10 protein-coding genes are annotated in these 18,196 nt (G+C 33.0%); 8 read left to right on the top strand and 2 right to left on the bottom strand.

Annotated features, from left to right (window positions below; translation table 11 throughout):
- The first annotated feature begins 74 nt into the window (after positions 1-74).
- Both ERX46_RS16330 and ERX46_RS16325 read left to right on the top strand, forming a co-directional pair.
- Complete coding sequence (locus ERX46_RS16330) at positions 75-473, top strand: pyrophosphohydrolase domain-containing protein (protein WP_130094973.1); 399 nt, start codon at positions 75-77, stop codon at positions 471-473.
- 2 nt (positions 474-475) lie between these two features.
- Entirely contained in the window at positions 476-910 is a 435-nt protein-coding gene (locus ERX46_RS16325) for an NUDIX domain-containing protein (protein ID WP_130094939.1), read from the top strand.
- 184 nt (positions 911-1,094) lie between these two features.
- Here ERX46_RS16325 and ERX46_RS16320 read toward each other — a convergent pair whose 3' ends face one another.
- On the bottom strand, positions 1,095-1,661 hold the full coding sequence (locus ERX46_RS16320; RefSeq protein ID WP_130094938.1) for a hypothetical protein: 567 nt from the start codon (positions 1,659-1,661) through the stop codon (positions 1,095-1,097).
- Between the two features lie 659 nt (positions 1,662-2,320).
- Between ERX46_RS16320 and ERX46_RS16315 the strand changes: the two genes are divergently transcribed.
- From ERX46_RS16315 to ERX46_RS16295, 5 genes are all read left to right on the top strand, one after another.
- Positions 2,321-3,838 carry a hypothetical protein gene (locus ERX46_RS16315; RefSeq protein WP_130094937.1) on the top strand — a complete coding sequence of 506 codons (1,518 nt, stop codon included), beginning with the start codon at positions 2,321-2,323 and terminating at the stop codon, positions 3,836-3,838.
- 953 nt (positions 3,839-4,791) lie between these two features.
- A complete protein-coding gene (locus tag ERX46_RS16310; protein ID WP_130094936.1) occupies positions 4,792-9,030 on the top strand; it encodes a fibronectin type III domain-containing protein in 4,239 nt (1,412 codons plus the stop codon).
- 502 nt (positions 9,031-9,532) lie between these two features.
- Positions 9,533-11,083, top strand: coding sequence for a sensor histidine kinase (locus ERX46_RS16305; protein ID WP_130094935.1), 1,551 nt, complete (start codon positions 9,533-9,535; stop codon positions 11,081-11,083).
- Complete coding sequence (locus tag ERX46_RS16300; protein WP_130094934.1) at positions 11,076-11,732, top strand: LytR/AlgR family response regulator transcription factor; 657 nt, start codon at positions 11,076-11,078, stop codon at positions 11,730-11,732. Before ERX46_RS16305 ends, ERX46_RS16300 begins: the two co-directional genes overlap by 8 nt.
- Positions 11,733-12,862: 1,130 nt before the next feature.
- The gene (locus tag ERX46_RS16295; protein ID WP_130094933.1) at positions 12,863-14,614 is read left to right on the top strand and encodes a putative porin; all 1,752 of its coding nucleotides are present in this window, start codon (positions 12,863-12,865) and stop codon (positions 14,612-14,614) included.
- Here the strand turns inward: ERX46_RS16295 and ERX46_RS16290 are convergent.
- Positions 14,576-16,891, bottom strand: coding sequence for an efflux RND transporter permease subunit (locus ERX46_RS16290; protein WP_130094932.1), 2,316 nt, complete (start codon positions 16,889-16,891; stop codon positions 14,576-14,578). The two genes, ERX46_RS16295 and ERX46_RS16290, sit on opposite strands and share 39 nt — an antisense overlap.
- Positions 16,892-17,024: 133 nt before the next feature.
- On the opposite strand from ERX46_RS16290, the gene ERX46_RS16285 reads away from it, so the two are divergent.
- Positions 17,025-18,065, top strand: coding sequence for a T9SS type A sorting domain-containing protein (locus ERX46_RS16285; protein ID WP_130094931.1), 1,041 nt, complete (start codon positions 17,025-17,027; stop codon positions 18,063-18,065).
- The last annotated feature ends 131 nt before the right edge of the window (positions 18,066-18,196 follow it).

Genomic DNA, 18,196 nt, shown 5'->3' with positions numbered 1-18,196 from the left:
CAAGAATAGAAAGTGAACACGAGTTACTTTCGTTATTTTCGAGCTATAAAATATAACGAATGATAGATTTATCGATTAAAGATGCTTTGTCTAAAGTGGAAAAGTTTCATAATGCTTTTGGAATCAAGAACAATTTTAATCCAACTTCAGAGATTGAAATAGGAGAAATTGAATTGCGTCATTTATTAATGCAAGAAGAAAATGATGAATATTTGGAAGCAGCCAAGAACAAGGACATCGTTGAAATTGCTGATGCATTAGGAGATCAATTGTATATTTTATGCGGAACAATCTTACAACATGGAATGCAAGATCTAATTGGTGAAGTTTTTGAAGAAATTCAGCGTTCCAACATGAGTAAATTAGATTCAAATGGAAAACCAATATACCGAGAAGATGGAAAGGTGTTAAAAGGAGAAAACTATTTTCGACCAGATATAAAATCAATTTTAGAGAAGAATTTAGAGAAATAGATATGGCATTCAATATTCGAGTTTACGGTATTTTAATCAATTCAAACCACGAGGTTTTACTTTCCGATGAAAGACGATTTGGAAAAGAATTCACAAAATTTCCGGGTGGAGGATTAGAACTTGGCGAAGGAATAAAAGATTGTTTAATTAGAGAATTTCAAGAAGAATTGGATTTAGAAATCGAAGTTAAAGAATTGATTTATCTAACCGACTTTTATCAGAAATCAGCGTTTCATAAAGATGATCAAATTATAAGTGTGTATTATGACGTTTCAGCTGAAAAAGATAAAATAGATTTAATTAAGACCAAAGAAATTCCATTTGATTTCGAGGAAGACGCAATTGAGTCTCATAGATGGAAAGGATTAAAAGAGTTGAATGAAGAGGATGTGACTTTTCCGATAGATAAGTTGGTGATTGGGTTGCTGGAGAATTAACCGCCAAGACGCAGAGAAGGCGCCAAGTTCGCAAAGTTTTAAAAAAGGGAGCAAAGGATGTATTTGAGATAATTATTATTGCGTTTAAAATATATTATTTAATTTCCCTCCTCTTTTTCTTAGCGAACTTTGTGTAAACCTTTGCATCTCCTATGTTAAAACCAACCAAGCACAGCGCCCCTCATCACCCAAGTCGCTTTTGCACATAAGAATTTATTTTCTCATAAAATTGCTCTGGCGAATAAGTCCTCCAGGAAACATCTTCTAGCTCACCACCTAAAACAAAGTATTGATCTAAATGGATTTCATTGAATTCTTTGACCACATGATCATGAAAATTGACCATTGCAATATATCCTTCATCTAATTCATCAAACCACTCTTCGTAGTAACAATCATCAGAATAGTGAAAGTTGAGCACGTTTTCTCCAATCAAAATAAACTTATCAATTCCTTCTTCCATGAGATGCTCAAGAATATCCCTTTTCAAAGTCATGATGTCATTATTAATAGCATCGTTCCATTCTCCAATCAATTCAATTACGGTGAAACCCACTTCATAATCCGTATAAAGAATTTTGATAAATAAAGTTGAGGAACCAAAATTATCCCATTGCGGATGTAACAAATAATTATAAACTTGATCCGAAAATTCAAATTCACTATACTCTTGGTTATAAAAAGGAGAACGCTCATCTTCCGATGAGATGTAATGATCTCTCCAATTAAAATAAGGCTCTAATTCATGCATGTCGCAAAGTTAAAAATAAGTCTATACTCGATTGTCATTTCCATTTAACAATTCCTAAAAATAACATTAGGAAAACATTAATGTTTGAAAACAAGTCGTGAATCATACAATAACTAAATCTATAAAGCGCGATAAAGAGAACGTTAAAGAACAACAACCTTTATACTCGTAATCTTCTTCTCTTTTTCTCTGTGACCTTTGCCTAACCTCCCCGCAACTCTACGTAACCCTACTTTATCTTCTTCCTCTTCTTCTACTTCTAATTTTCTTCTTCTCTGCGAATCTCTGCCCCTCCGCGCAACTCCGCGCAACTCCGCGTAACCCTTCGTAACCCTACTTTTTCCTCTTCTTCTACTTCTACTTTTCTTCTTCTCTGCGAATCTCTGCCCCTCCGCGCAACTCCGCGTAACCCTTCGTAACCCTACTTTTTCCTCTTCTTCTACTTCTAATTTTCTTCTTCTCTGCGAATCTCTGCTCCTCCGCGCAACTCCGCGTAACCCTTCGTAACCCTACTTTTTCCTTTTCTTCTACTTCCTCTCTGCGACCGTTGCGTATCCTTCGCTTCTTAGCGGTTAAACCCTTAATTTAACGTTCATTATTAACCCAACCACCCAATTATAAAATCATTTCATTATTTTTGAACAAACTAAATGGAATTTATGAACAAGCTATTATTTTACTTTTTTTCAGGAATCTTAATTACTTCATTTTTAATTAGCTGTGGCGCGAAAAGCTCAAGCGATTTAAATGCAGATGTTGCACGGTTTGTAACTTCTTCCGATGAGGTAGTTGGTTACGGGTATGTGAATGTTTTAGCCATCAAAGGGAAAGCACAATTGAGTCAAATACCAACAATTGGAGAATTTGTAAATAAAGAAATGGAATCTTTTGAAAACAGTTTAAAACTAACTGATAAAGTACATTATGCTTTAGAAGGTCCATTAAATAATGATGGAGTTCCAAAATATGCTTATGTTTTTATGACCGTTGAGAACGAAGACAGCACATTACAAATGTTTGAAAAAATGGGATTCTTCTTTGAAAAAGAAAAAGACTTGATGGTTTCTTATGACATGAGCATGGCAGTTGGTTTCAATGAGAACACTGTGGTTATGGTATCCGGAAATTTCGGAGATGATCCGAAAGATAAATTACTAACGGCATTCAACTCATTTAAAAATGAAGAGAAAGATGCAAATGTAACAGCAATTTTAGCCACAACGACTGATATTCTATTAGCTGGAGATTTAGAGAATTTATACAAAACATCGAATACAACATTAAATAATTTAGAAGAAAATGATCAGGCTAAAATTAATGAAATGGTTAAAGACGGTCATTTCTTCATAACAGTAGATTTTAATAAAGGAAATTTAACTGCAAAAATGGATTTCTCTAGAGTCAATGATAAAATGAAAGCAAATGCCATCTTTAAGAGTAAAGTAGCCAATGATGTCATGAAAAACATCGGACCGGGAGAACCGATTATTGCGATGGCAATGTCCTTAGATGTCGAAAAATTAGAGAAATTGATGCAAGAATATTCTCCAGGTGCTGAAAAATCATTTTATCGTTCAATGGGACCTATGGGAGATATGTTTGCTTCGCTAACGGGAGAGAAGTTATCAAATATCATGAATGGTGACATTGGAATTATGATCAATAACACTGTCAATAACGATACATTGATGGAATCGAAAAATATTACAAACTCTCATCTCTATTTAGGATTAGGAAAGAATCCACAGAACATGAAGGATTTGATTGAAACTTTTGCCAGAGAAGAAGTAATTGCTGACTTGGGAGAGGGTTATTTTAAAATTGATCAATCGATGTTAATGATGAGAGATAAGTCAATTGTCATGCACAGCAATGATACCTTAAAATCGAATTTCAAAACAGGAGAAGTTCAAAAAGTTAAAGGAATGGAAAATTTCGGAAATAAACCATTTTCATTATTCGTGGATTTGAAAAAGATAGGTGATTCAGAACTGAATCAAACAAGAGGACAATATGATGTGATTTTGTCTATTTCAGATTACATGACTTTAACAGCGGACAATGAACAAGTAGTTTTGACAGTAGTTTTAAAGAACCAAGACGAAAATGTTTTAAAGCAAGTAATTGATGTTTATAAAGAAGAATTGAAAATGAATATGGGGAATATCTCCTTTTAATTCTCTGATTTTATTTGCTTGGTAGGGACAGTTTGAGGCTGTCCATGCTGAGCAATTTAAAATTCATTGTATCTTAAAACCGTCCAGAATTCATCTTCTGATGAAATATTTTTAAAAAACATTTGTCAAAACGATTAAAGTTTCTTACATTTATATCATAAACAATCACACAAAGGTGTTCGATTTGTTTTAGGTCAATTTTTAGACCGCCCATGTAGCGTTATTTGAGACTTAAAATATCACAATTAGAGCTGTACTTGTTTTATCAATGGCGAGCCTCCCTTCATCTTTTTTAGGTAAGGATAACCCAGAGGATTACAGAGCTAAAACAGAGGTTCTAAACATGCAAATCTGAAGTTTTCAGAATTCAACTACATGGGTTTTTTACTTTTTTCTTATTGGTTAATGAAATGCACGGATGATTACTCATCCGTTTTTTTGTTTTGTATTATTTTGAAACATTATGGGAGCTTTTTAATTCAAAAATTTTTCAGAAAGATGAAGTAAATCTTAACTTTAGCTTTTTTAGTTTAATCCTTAATCCTATTTTTAATCCTCAATATATTATAAGAATCAGATTCTAGATGTTCATTTTAATGATCGAAGTCATTTTCTTCGTCTTTTTAAAAATCAAATTATACCTTGAAGATTTAAGAATACCAATACTAGGCTTACTAAAAAAGAATTTATCCTCAAAATCCTTTATTCCAATTGTTGTTATTTGAAATATTTCGACAACCTTGAGTCGTTTTTTTATCAAAAAAATAGTTTTTTTCAACAGTGGTTTAGCTCAGTGATAGCGCCTAATGAGTTTTATCTGAGATTCTTCTGTGTTTTCTCTGTGGAAAGAAAACTGCCGAATTCATCGTTGCTCTATTTATTTATTTGTAATTTTAGTCCCTATTTTAATTTGATGATAACGTCATATTACTAACAAACGAATTATTTTACTTATGAAAACAAAATCACTATTTGCTGGTTTGATTTTTGGGTTCTTCTCGCTTCTTCCCAGTGGAAAAGCAGAGGCTCAATGTAATTTCACACCTAATTACACTGAAGATTTCAGTACTTATACTCCAACATGTTGGACAGAAACTAGCGGAAGGCTAGGAGCTTCAAGTACATTTACAACAACTACTTCTGATTGGGGTGCTGATGGATTTCTTAACAACGGATCAACTGGAGCTGCTAGGATGAATATTTATTCTACCACTAAGGATGAATGGTTAGTTTCTCCAATTATTGATTTGGGTACAGGGGCATACCAAGTTGAATTTAATACAGGGCTAACTGATTATACAGGGTCAGGAACTGATTTAATGGGACCAGATGATTCATTGGCAATCGTTATTTCTCTAGATGCTGGTGTTACATGGTCTACATCTAATATATTGAAATTGTATGTAGCTGGTAATCAACCTTCAAATACTGGTGAAACAGTCATAATCGATCTTTCAGCTTATACTGGAAGTGTAAAAATTGGTTTTTATGCTGCATCTACAATTTCGAATACAGATTATAATGTTTACATAGATGATTTTGCAGTTAATCCCTTAGCTTCATGTGCTGCACCAGGTAGTTTAATGTCTTCTAACATTAATGTAACTGATGCAGATATCGCATGGACAGAAAATGGAACAGCTACTTCATGGCAAATTGAATACGGAGCTGCAGGGTTTACACAAGGTTCAGGAACATATAGCATTGAGGCTTCTACTTCTGCAACTTTGAGTAGTTTAACGGGTAATACTGAATATGAATACTATGTTCGTGCAATTTGTGGTGTCGGAGATACAAGTTCTTGGACTACTTCAGCTTTTTTCACGACACTTTGTTCGCCTTTCACAGCCCCATATTATAATGGATTTGAAAATGACCTTTTAGATGTAGCTCCTGGTTGTTGGGATTCCTACCTAAGCTTTTCTAATGGTTGGGTTGAAGTTGAAGACTTTACAGGAACTGCTGCACCTTTTTTAGGTTCTCAAGCTTTATACCTTTATAATAGTTCAGGAAGTGCTTCAGATACTTTAATTGCAATTACTCCTCAGTTTACTGATTTACCAGCAGGAGATAAACGAATTAGATTTCAAGCCAATGCTGATAACGTAACTACTCGATTGGTAGTAGGTACAATTGCTGCGCCTACGCCTACGGCAACATTTAATCCGATTCAAACGATTACATTTATTGCTGATGATACATATCAAGAAGCAATTGTAGAAATGACGACTGCAAATGGTTACAATGGTACTGATCAATATATTGTTCTGGCTCATGAAATGGATGGCGGTACTTATAAATACATCAGAATAGATGAATTTAATTATGAAGTAATTCCAAGTTGTTTAGCACCATCAAGTTTAACAGTAAATGCAATTACTGCAACAACAGCAGACTTGTCTTGGACTGAAAACGGAACAGCTACATCATGGGAGGTAGAATATGGACCAACTGGTTTTACTTTAGGAACAGGTACAAGTAGTATAGAGTCTATGACTAGTATGAATTTATCTTCTCTAGCAGACAATACTGATTTTGATGTTTATGTTCGTGCAATTTGTACAGTTGGAGATTCAAGTTATTGGACTTACAAAACAAGCTTCACTACTTTGTGTTTGCCATTTACTGCTCCATATTATAATGGATTTGAAAATGACGCATTAGATATTGCTCCAGGTTGTTGGAATTCTTATTCATCTTATACTAGTGGATGGGTTGAAGTTGAAGATTTTACAGGAGCATCAGCACCTTTTGCTGGTACTCAAGGATTATATCTTTATAATAGTGGAGCAAGTACTACAGATACTTTAATAGCAATTTCACCTCAGTTTTCTGATTTAACTGCAGGCGATAAACGACTTAGGTTTCAAGCCAATGCTGATAATGTTACTACACGATTGGTAGTAGGTACAATTTCTGCGCCTATTCCTTCGGCAACTTTTAACCCGATTCAAACAGTTACCTTTGCTGCAGATGACACATATCAACAAGTAATTGTAGAGATGACAACTGCAAACGGTTATAATGGAACTGATGAATTTATCGTTCTTGCTCACGAGTTGAATGGTGGAACTTATAAATACATTAGAATAGATGAATTTAATTATGAAGTTATTCCAAGTTGTTTAGCTCCTTCAAGCTTATCAACGTCATTAATTGGGTTTACAAATACTGATATCTCATGGACTGAGAATGGAACTGCTATTAGTTGGGAATATGAATACGACCTAACAGGATTTACTCCAGGAACAGGTAACAGTGTAATATCAGCAACGCAAAATGGATCAATTACTGGTCTTACTTCAAATACAACTTACGATTTCTATGTAAGGGCTATTTGTGGTGTTGGAGATACAAGTGCGTGGTCTCTGGTTTCTAGTTTTACAACAAATTATATTTCTTGTACTCCATCTTTGGCCGTAATTTTACCTTTTACAGAAGATTGGGAATCAGCTAATGGTACTGTAAATGGTCCAGCTGATATCATTTGTAATCCTGACCATACTTGGCATTTACTTTCGAGTGATCCTCAAGGTAGGGCTAGATTTGGAACAGCTGCAGAGCAAGTTTCTGGTGGATTGGGAGCTATAACTTTAGATAGAGATCCGAGTGGTAATGTAACTGCTAATGATTTAATCCTAACATTGGATATGTCGTCGTATACCACTGATACTGATCTTGAATTATCATTTGAATATACACATCACGGTGAAGAACTTCATGATAATGATAGTGTATGGATAAGAGCAAGTAGCACAAGTCCATGGGTTGGAGTTTATGACTTATATGCAAACAAAGGGACCGTAAATGTTTTTAATAATGTAGGTCCTATTGATATTGATGCAGCTTTAGCTGCCGCTGGACAAACTGTTTCAACTTCATTTCAAGTTAGATTTGGACAAGAGGACAACTTTCCAGCACCTTCAGATGGATTTACTTTTGATAATGTAAGTATTATCTCAAATCCTTGTAATGACCCAACTGCATTAACTGCAACTAATTTCACAGGAACATCTGCTGATTTAGGTTGGACAGAAAATGGAACTGCAACTACTTGGAATATTGAATATGGACCTGTTGGGTTCACAACTGGTTCAGGTACTGTTGTAATAGCTACAACTAATCCTAGTACTGTAACAGGTTTGAATCCTTGTTCAGATTATGATTATTATGTTCAGTCTGATTGTGGTGGCTCTTTGAGTGCTATGGTAGGTCCTTTCGCATTTTCAACTTCAACTGTTGTGTTAACGCAAACAGATGTTGTAAATGCATGTGAAACATTTACATGGACTGATGGAATGACTTATACTGCTTCAAACAATACAGCAACTTATACAGTTGTTGGTGCTGGTGTATCTGGTTGTGACTCTACCTATACGTTAGACTTAACAATCAACAATTCAACAACTGGAACAGATGTTCAAACAGCTTGTGATAGTTATACTTGGATTGATGGAAACGATTACACAGCTAATAACAACACTTCAACATTTACAATTGTTGGTGGTGCTGCGAATGGTTGTGATTCAATTGTAACTTTAGATTTGACAATCAATAATGCAACAACTGGAACTGACACTCAGGTGGCATGTGATAGTTATACTTGGATTGATGGAATGGTTTACACAGCTGATAACAATACTGCGACATTTACAATTGTTGGTGGTGCTGCAAACGGATGTGATTCAACTGTTACTTTAGATTTAACAATCTCAACTGTTGATGTTACAACAACTCAAACTGGAGGAATTAACTTATCTGCAAATGCAGCCGGAGCGACTTACCAATGGATTGATTGTGATAACGGAGATACTCCAGTAGTTGGAGAGACTAACCAAAGTTTCACAGTGTTAGTGAATGGAAATTATGCAGTAATCGTTACTGAGAATGGATGTTCTGATACTTCTGCTTGTATTTTGGTAGACAATGTTGGTTTGACGGATAATGATAAAATCTTAGGAATAAGTTTATATCCAAATCCAACAAACGGAGCTGTAACTGTTCTATTTGAGAACATGGAAGCCAATCAATATGATTTAGAAGTAATCGATGCAACGGGTCGTAAATTGGCTCAGCAAACAATTACTGACAATTCAACGCTTGTAGATTTATCTGCTTATGACAAAGGTGTTTACATTATCCGAATTTCTAACGGAACTAGTGAAAGCATTCATAGAGTGATCAAAAGATAAGATCAAGCTTAGAAAGGTTTAAATTTTAAAAGACCGATTCCAACCCTCATCCCGTTAACGCGGTATTAGGGATTTGGAATCGGTCTTTTTTTATGAAAAACATTTAGGTTTTAACGTGATTTTTATCAAAAGTTGCATTTCACAACATTATTAGGTCGTTCACAACATTTTTATTAAAAGTCTATGGATTATATAGATATTTACATGATTATCAAAATCTAAACTTTGGTAAAGGTGTTTTTGTAAGTTTTATGTGTTTTATAATTTCTGGAAATTCTGATATCAAAACTTTGTATTATGAACTCATGTATAGATTTTACAAAATAAATATTCATAAATTTTAAACTCACCTTATCATTTGAAATTATTGCTATAACTAACTTTATTGAAAAAATTGATTAAAATATTACTTCTCTTTTGTTGTCTTTTTGGTATTGTGGGTTTTGTCCATTCTCAATCAGATTTAACTTCTAACTCAACCTTTATTGAAAAGTTAAGGTTAGTGAGGTTACTTACAGATACCCAACAGTATTCAGAGGCCATGCGTCAATTGAAAATTGTAGAAAAGGAAAATGCATTAGATATCACCTCTTCATTAAAAAACGAAGTAGATTATCGCATGATGGTCGCAAGAGTCTTAAGACTTTCATTTCAATTTGATGATGCAATGAACCAGATGATTTTACTTCCTAATTTAGAAAGTGAGCCAAAGCTGAAACTTGAAATAGATTTTAGAAAGGCAGCATTATACATGGAGAATCCTAAATACTCAATGGAGGAACGAATGAAAATCGTATACCCTATAATTAATGAAGGGATTAAAGGTTCTAAGGAAATAAATAACACAGCAAGTCTAGCTTCCTTTTATAATTTAAAAGCAAAAATGCATTTTGATGAATGTGCTTTAATTAATAGAGATTGTGCTAGAAACAGAGAAGTAGCTTCTGATTATTATAAAAAATCCATGTCTTTGTTTTCAACAATTAATGATACTAAAAACTATCACAATGTTTTGAATAACTATTTTAGACTGTCATTAGTAGATCTTAGACCTGAGTTAGACTCACTGAAAAAAATAGTTTTGGAATATGCTGATAGTGCTACCTATTTTCCTAATCTTACTGCATCTCGATTTCTACTGGGCCAATATTATGTTAACATAAAAAACGATAGCCTAAACTTCTTTAGACAAACTATTTTGGAAAAAAATGCCATGATAGATGCTGTAAATAATAATAAAGATGATGCCATTGGAAAGCTGAAATTGTTGTATGAATTTGATTCTTTAAAGGCGGATATAAATCTGAATAGAGATGTTATTGCTCAAAAAGATTTATCGATAATGGAAAAGAACAGGAGAATTTCTGAGAATATTATATTCAGTATTCTCTTAGGTGCTTTAACAATTGTATTGATCTTTTTATTCTTAAAACAAAGAAGACTGGTTAAAACATTAAATACCTCAAATAGCGAATTAAATACATCGAATCATAATTATCAATTATTGATAAAAGAAAGTCACCATAGAATAAAGAATAATCTTCAAATGATTTTATCCATAATTGAACTGGATAAACTGGACGCGGAATCGGAGAATAGGGATTTACTAACCAATATATCTACAAAGATATTAACGATAGCTGCACTTCATAAAATTTTAGATTTTAAAGAGCACAATCAAAAAGTAGAGTTGCGAACATATTTTACTGAACTTATTCAATATTTTGAAGATCTTTCTAAGAATAAGATTGAATTTTTAACTGATTTTTCGGACCTTAAAATACAAAGTGAAAAAATAGTATATTTTGGTTTAATCTTAAATGAATTAATTTCAAATACTTTAAAACATAGGTCGTCAGAAGATAATATTATAATTCAGGTTTTAAAATCAGAAAATTCTCATATATTTATCTACCGAGATAATTCCAACTTTGGAGAATATAGTAAGCACAGTGGAATTAATTTAGTAGAGGATTTGATTAATAGATTTGGAGGATTCGATTTGAAATTCGACAAAAATCTAGGTGAGTATAAATTCTATTTTCATGAGTAAAAGAGCTGTTATAGTTGAAGATGAGTTTTTTGTAGCCAATCACTTAAAAAAGATTTTACAAAAAAATGGATATGATGTGATTGCTATGTATCATGATGGAGAGACTATGATGAAGAATATAGATTCTTTAAAAGATCTGATTTTTCTTTTGGATATCCAACTGGCGGGGAAAGTTGATGGAATAAATATAGCTTGGGAACTGAATAAACGTGGTATCCCATTTGTTTTTATTACTGCAAACACAGAGGATGGAACTTTTAAAAAGGCCATTACTACAAATCCAGTTGCTTATATTTCCAAGCCATTTAAGGAGATGGATGTCATCGCTGGAATAACATTGGCTTATCAGAGATTAGATGTTAAAATCTCTATTGATTCTGGAAAGGAGAAATTTATGCTTGATCCAAAAGATGTCCTTTATTTTAAATCAGATAACGTTTATGTTGAAGTTTTCCTAGAGGATAAATCTTATATCTTAAGAAAGCAATTGAAAGATCTTGAAAATGACTTATCGCACAATTTCAAACGGTGTCATAAATCCTTCATAGTTAACATGACGAAAATTTCACGAATAAAAGGATACTTTATTTATCTCAATGAAGTTGAAATTCCAATATCGAGAACATACCGCGATAATTTCTATAAATAATCTTGTTGGTAGAAGATTAACCCGTTTTTATCGGGTTTTTTTTGGGAATGATGTCGTTCACAACAAATATCAAGCATTTCACAACATTTCTATAAATGATCGAAATCTAATCCCCATATTTGATAGTAGATAACAACAATTATCAAAAAAACATTGTAGAATATATTGGTTTCATTCAAAATATTCTAAAAGTTAAAACATTTACCTACCATCAGAAGTGTCTAATCAGCACCTTCAAAGCAAGGAAACTAAATAGTTATTTTAAAATAATATCATTTATTAGTTTCCTTGCAATTTGGAGTTTTCTGGATTTTGTTAGTAGAAGATTTGCAATAAATCTATATGCTTGTCCTCTTCTTTACCCCAAAACATTTACAAGGTGAACAATTAGGAGCTCTTTTATGGTTCTATATGATTTTGTGTGGGTGGATTTAAAATCTATGGTTTTAATTGAAGCTAAACGATTGCTAATTTGGTTCTACTTTTATTTAAATGGAAATTTTCTTTTAAAATACAATTAGCTTAATTTGATAAGTCTTTGTTGTTTAAGTAGTTATTATTCTAAGTCCCAGAGGGATGGCATGTTAATAGGGATGGACGTAAGTCCATCCGCCAAACGATACAAACCGATACAAAACCCCACAAAATCGACCTAATTGCATGCAATTAGGTCGATTTTGTGGGGTTTTGTATTATATCTATTTGTTTTAGACCAAGGACTTACGTCCTTGGCTATTAATATATCGTCCCGCCGGGAATAATCAACTGAAATACAGACCACCATGTGCTTGCTTGTAAAAATGAAATGATAATTTTGATAAATACTTTAAAATACAACTCGTGTAGGTTACAGTTAAATTCGTAATAGAACTATTAATTTTTCAAAGGATTAAAATTGATTACCCACAGTATTTCATATAGAGCCAAATCTATTCCATATTTTAAAAGCTTCATTCTAGTTTTTCTGAGATCAATTACCAAGAGGCATCACTAAAACATTTGATAATAGAATCAATTTGATTAAGCACAAGTGAAAAATCCGAATCATTCTACCCAGTTTTAAGGTTTAAATCATAAATTTGCTTTCTTTATCATTAAATTGAATTCATCTCAATAATTAATAGTTCTAAGTGAAATATTCTTTAACCATTTTAGCATTTGTTTTTTCCTTCACTATGTTGGGTCAGAAAGAATTCTTTTTTCAAGAAATGGACTCCATTAAAATCGGTTATCGTTCTGGTGGAACTGCTCTTGATTCAATTGACGCAAGCTTTATTGGACAAATTACGTTACGACCTGGTTCAGGATTTGGACAACTGTATGAACGAAATCTAGCCCAAAACACTTTCTTGAGTCCAGGAGGTTTGGCTTACATTAGTTCCGAAAGAAGAATAACCCCAAAATTTAGTGGATTACCTTATTTAGGGTTTCAATATGCTTTTGGATCTTATTTAACACAAGATGTAAATTTAGAATATCATCAATTTTTAAATCCAAATACACATCTTCATTTCCAATACAACCGCAGAACAAGTAATGGGTTTTTAAGAAGTGGAGACTATAAATTGAACGATTTAGATTTGCGTTTTTACCATTCAAAGAAAAGATTTTCTACAAATTTTGAAGGATACTATGCTGCTCATGATATTGCTCAAAATGGGGGGATTGTTACGGATTCATTATTAGAAGATTTTGCCATTGAATTTACACCAATTCAACGTGATCAATCAAGATCAAAAGTGAGAAAACTTGATTTAAAATGGGATAATTATCTACGAATGGTGGGAGATTCAGTTATTGGATCGGGTTTTAAAACAAAACACCAATACAATATAGTTGGAAGAGAATATGTAGAGCAATTGCTTGATTTAGATTTGTCACCAACTGATACGTTTTTCGTTGATACGGCTGGAACGACACGTGATCAATACCAAACAGCAAAATTCTCAAATGGGGCAGGAGTTTATTTTAACTCACCTCATTTTAAAGTAGATGCAACATTGAATTATCAATATTGGAGAAATCAAAATTTAGGAATAAATAGAGATACCAATGAAGTGTATTTACATTCCAATTTGTGGGCTTCATTAGGCAGTCGATTAAAAGTAAGAAATGAATTTTATTTCAACTTAATTGGTGCAACTGGCGAGATTAAAAACTATGCAGGACTGAATTTTAAAATGCTCAATAATTTAACAGTAAAAGGAAAGCTTAATTTCGAAAATTTATATCCAACTCCTTATCAACGTTTTCATACAGCCAATTACTACCAATGGAATATTGATAATTTGAAAATGCAGCAAAAACTTCAAGCTGTCGGAAGTATTAAATATGGAGATACTACTTTTATTGAAGCTTCTGTAGTTTGGACAAGTATCAATAATGGTCGCTATTTCATCAATAATGAATGGCGTCAAGATACTTTAGATTTGGTCACAATGGGCGCTTTCCAATTAAAAGGAGGTTTCAAACTAGGTCAATGGTCATTCTATCCAACGGCTACACTTCGCTTTAATTCAGCAAACTTTAATTATCAACCTGTTTTCTCAACGATGAACAGAATTTCCTTCCAAACCAAATTGTTTGAAGCACAAAAACTAGGAATAGCTTTAGGAGCCGACTTAGGTTATGAATCTGGTTATAATTTCATGGAATACAACGGAGTTTTAGGATTGCTACAGATACCTTCCGCCTCTGTTAAAACGGAATCTTTGCTGCGTTTAAATGCTTTTATGGCACTTTCAATTGATGAATTTAGATTCTTTTTGAAAGCGGAAAATTTATCCTCTTTAATCAATGATCCAAAAACCAGAATCGATACAGATTATCCAATTATGCCGTTTTTAATTCGTGTGGGAATTACTTGGGATTTCTTCAATTAAATTGTCTATAGTTTTCTTTTTATTCGGATCAGGATAGAAGTAAAGCAACAATAAAGGAAGAATAAATAAATCAGAAAGTACAGCTACAATTAAGGTGATGCAAATCATTAATCCCATGTAGAAAGTACCCATAAAACTTGATAGGAGTAACATGCTAAATCCACCTACCAAAATTGCGGATGTTAGAACTATCGCTTTTCCTGTTCCCATAAAAGTGCTCTTAATGGCGTAAATTTTTGATTTGCCTTTCTTCAATTCTAATTTAAAATTACTCAGGAAATGAATGGTGTCATCTATGGCAATCCCAAATGAAATGGTAAAGACAATAGCTGTAGTTATTTTTAAATTAATTCCGAAATATCCCATCACACCAGCAATTACGATTAAAGGAATAACATTTGGAATAATTGAAATGATGAGCATTCTAAAAGATTTATATAATAATCCCATCAGCAGAGAAACAACCAATACAGCGAAAATAAGTCCTTCAACCAAACTTGACGACATGTAACTCATATTTCGATCAAGTAAATGCGCTGTTCCAGTTATTTGAATATTCAAATGTTCATCTAATCCCTCATTTTTAATGAAGTCGTAGAATTTTTTATTTTCCTCGGTTGCTTTTATATTTCCCCAATCTGGAACTCCGCCATTGATGCGTGTAAAATGTTCACTAGAATCTAAAACGGAACGAATAAACTTTCCTTGATTGGCGATTTTTAGCATCCTTTTGTATTTTGTAAGGTCTTGCTTTGAATCCGGAACTGCAAAATAATCTGTATTTCCAGCATGTGAAGCGCGGTGTAAAATGCTTACATATTGTACCAAAGAAGTGTTGATGTTTACCTCGTATTCGTTAGAAAGATAGTTTTCCAATTTTTCCATTTCCTTTAATCGATCAACATTCCAAATACTTTCAGTTGAATCTTTCAAGCTTATTGCCAATTCAAATGGTCTAACACCACCAAATTTACTGTCGAAATAATCGAAATCTTGTTTTACAGTACTTTCTTTACTCACATCGTCCATTATATAATTGTTGACCACAATTAATGTCGCACCATAAGCGAAAACTGCTGTCACAACTATTCCAATCCAAGGAATTATTTTTCTATTTTTTATAGTTATCAAGAAAATCTTGCTCATTATTGGTTTCCAGAAATTCTTGTTTCCTTTTTTACCAACGGCAGGAACTTTAGTCACATAAAATAAAAATGGAAGAGTAGTGTAGGTGAGAACGAAAGCCATTAAAACTCCTATACCAGTATATAATCCGAAATCTTGGATAGGAATAACATTTACAAAAAGCAAGGAGAAAAATCCAATGGAGGTGGTGATTGAAGTAAGGAAAGTTGCCATTCCAATTTCTTTGAAAGCGGTTTTTATCGCATCTAGCTTTTCTCGACCAGATCTTAGCAATTCAAGATATTTGGAAATAAGGTGAATTACATCAGACATGGCAACCACAAACATAATTGAAGGTAAAACGATCAATAAAATACTAATTGGTTTTCCGATTAATGCCATAAATCCAACAATCCAAATCATTGATCCTACGATAACAATTTGTGGAACTAAAAGCCCCCATAACGATCTGAAACTAATGATTAAGAACACAATTACCAATAGAATACTCATTGCTACATAAGTCGACATTTCGGTAACCATTGTGTTGATATAGAAGAGCTGACCTACGGATCTACCCGCCATTCTTACATTCTCAAAATCGTAATTTTTGGTTAATGCTTTTACATCGGTGACCAATTGCTCACTCTTTTTCTTACTTAAATAATCTTTGTGTCGCAGAAATATGGTTAGACCATCTCCCTTAGCATTCACCAAAGTATTTACGAGTTCTCTATTTTTATAAATATGAAGTGAGTCTTCGTTAAACTGAGTAGAATCTAAATGGATATAAGGCCTTTCACCTGTCATTCCTCCGGAGTAGATGAACGTCTCTTTTTCGTTGGTAATGTCACGGGTAAATTGAACATTTGGCAAAGCGCCAAGCTCTTTTGCATAAGCGTTAACTTCCTTTAAAAAAGTTTGATCAAAGATTCCTTCCTCTCTTTCAACAGCGATCAGAATAAAATCATTGTCAGATTCAAAAAGGGCTCTATGATTAAAAAAGAAGTCTGTTTCTTTATCTTGAGCAGGGAAAAACTCTTCGAAATTATAATTAAGCGTTGATTTTGGTAATTGAAATGCAAAAAAACCAGTGATGATTAGTATGGTAGCAATTACGAAATATGATATTATTTTTAGTTTTTTTTCCAACGCTTTCAAGGTATTAATCGTTTATGTGTCAAAGTTAACGATTAACTGCTCCCTATTGTTTTTGGGAATATGTTTTTTATTGCACATTTGATATAAAAAATACTTAAATTTGATTTACTAAAATTATAAAACTATGAAAAAAAATTTACTTATTGTTGCTTCATTATTTATTGGTGGAACGACTTTCGCACAATTGACGCAATTGAATACTCCAGCAGCTGGAGATGGAATTACTCTTTTCGTTATTGATAGTTTAGCACCAAACTATGCAAGTGAAACTGGTGCTTCTGCAAATTGGGACTATAGTTCTTACTCTGGTTATGATAATGAGACAAGAAATATTTCAGCACTAGATGCTACAACTACAGCTAATGCTTCTAGTTTTCCAAACGCTACTGAATCTATCGATTTAGAAAATTTCTTACAAACGTATTCTAGTAATTCTTCAACAGAACTTACTGGTCGTGGTTTTGTATACAATGAGCCAAACGTAGGTGAAATTATTGCTAAATTCAACACTGATCAAGCAATTATGGTCACTTATCCAATGGATGAAAATAGCCCTGTAATTAATGATGTTTTTTCAGGTGAATTAATTTATACGATCCCATTTGCTGGTGTTCAAACAACTCCTTTAACTGGAAAGTTACAAGCTAAAGTTGATGGAAAAGGAACTTTAACATTGGCAGACAATGCTTATTCAAATGTTATTAGATATAAGTTAATGGATACTATTAATGCAACTGTAACTGGTTTGGGTGACATTCAAATGGTACGTAGTCAATATGAATATTATGACCATGCACAAAACAACTTACCAATCTTTATTCATATTTCAGTTGATTTTGGAGTATTAGGAGGTGCTGCATTGTCTTCTTCAACTCTTGTTATGAGTTTAGAAGATCCATCTACATTTGTTGGATTGTCTACAAATGAATTGGCAAAAACTTCTGTTTACCCAGTTCCAGCATCAGATGTATTGAATATTCAATTACCAACTTCAGTTGAAACAGCAGATGTAACAATCACAGATGTTCAAGGTCGTCAGGTTTATGCTACAACTTTGAATTCTTCAGTTAAATCAATTGATGTTTCTAACATGAAAAAAGGAATGTATATCTTGAATATTTCAAGTGATGCAACTTCTGTAACAAAAAACATTGTGATTAAGTAATTAGTCAAATTTAATATTTAAAAGCCTGCTCCCAATTATTGGGAGCAGGCTTTTTTGATTAAATAAAATCCCGTTTTTAATAACTTTGACTGGATATTATTGGAGCATTATAGTCCAGTTAGCTTAATTAG

The sequence above is a fragment of the Brumimicrobium glaciale genome (assembly GCF_004152935.1).
Taxonomy (GTDB): domain Bacteria; phylum Bacteroidota; class Bacteroidia; order Flavobacteriales_D; family Crocinitomicaceae; genus Brumimicrobium; species Brumimicrobium glaciale.
This window is presented reverse-complemented; position numbering and strand designations above follow the sequence as displayed.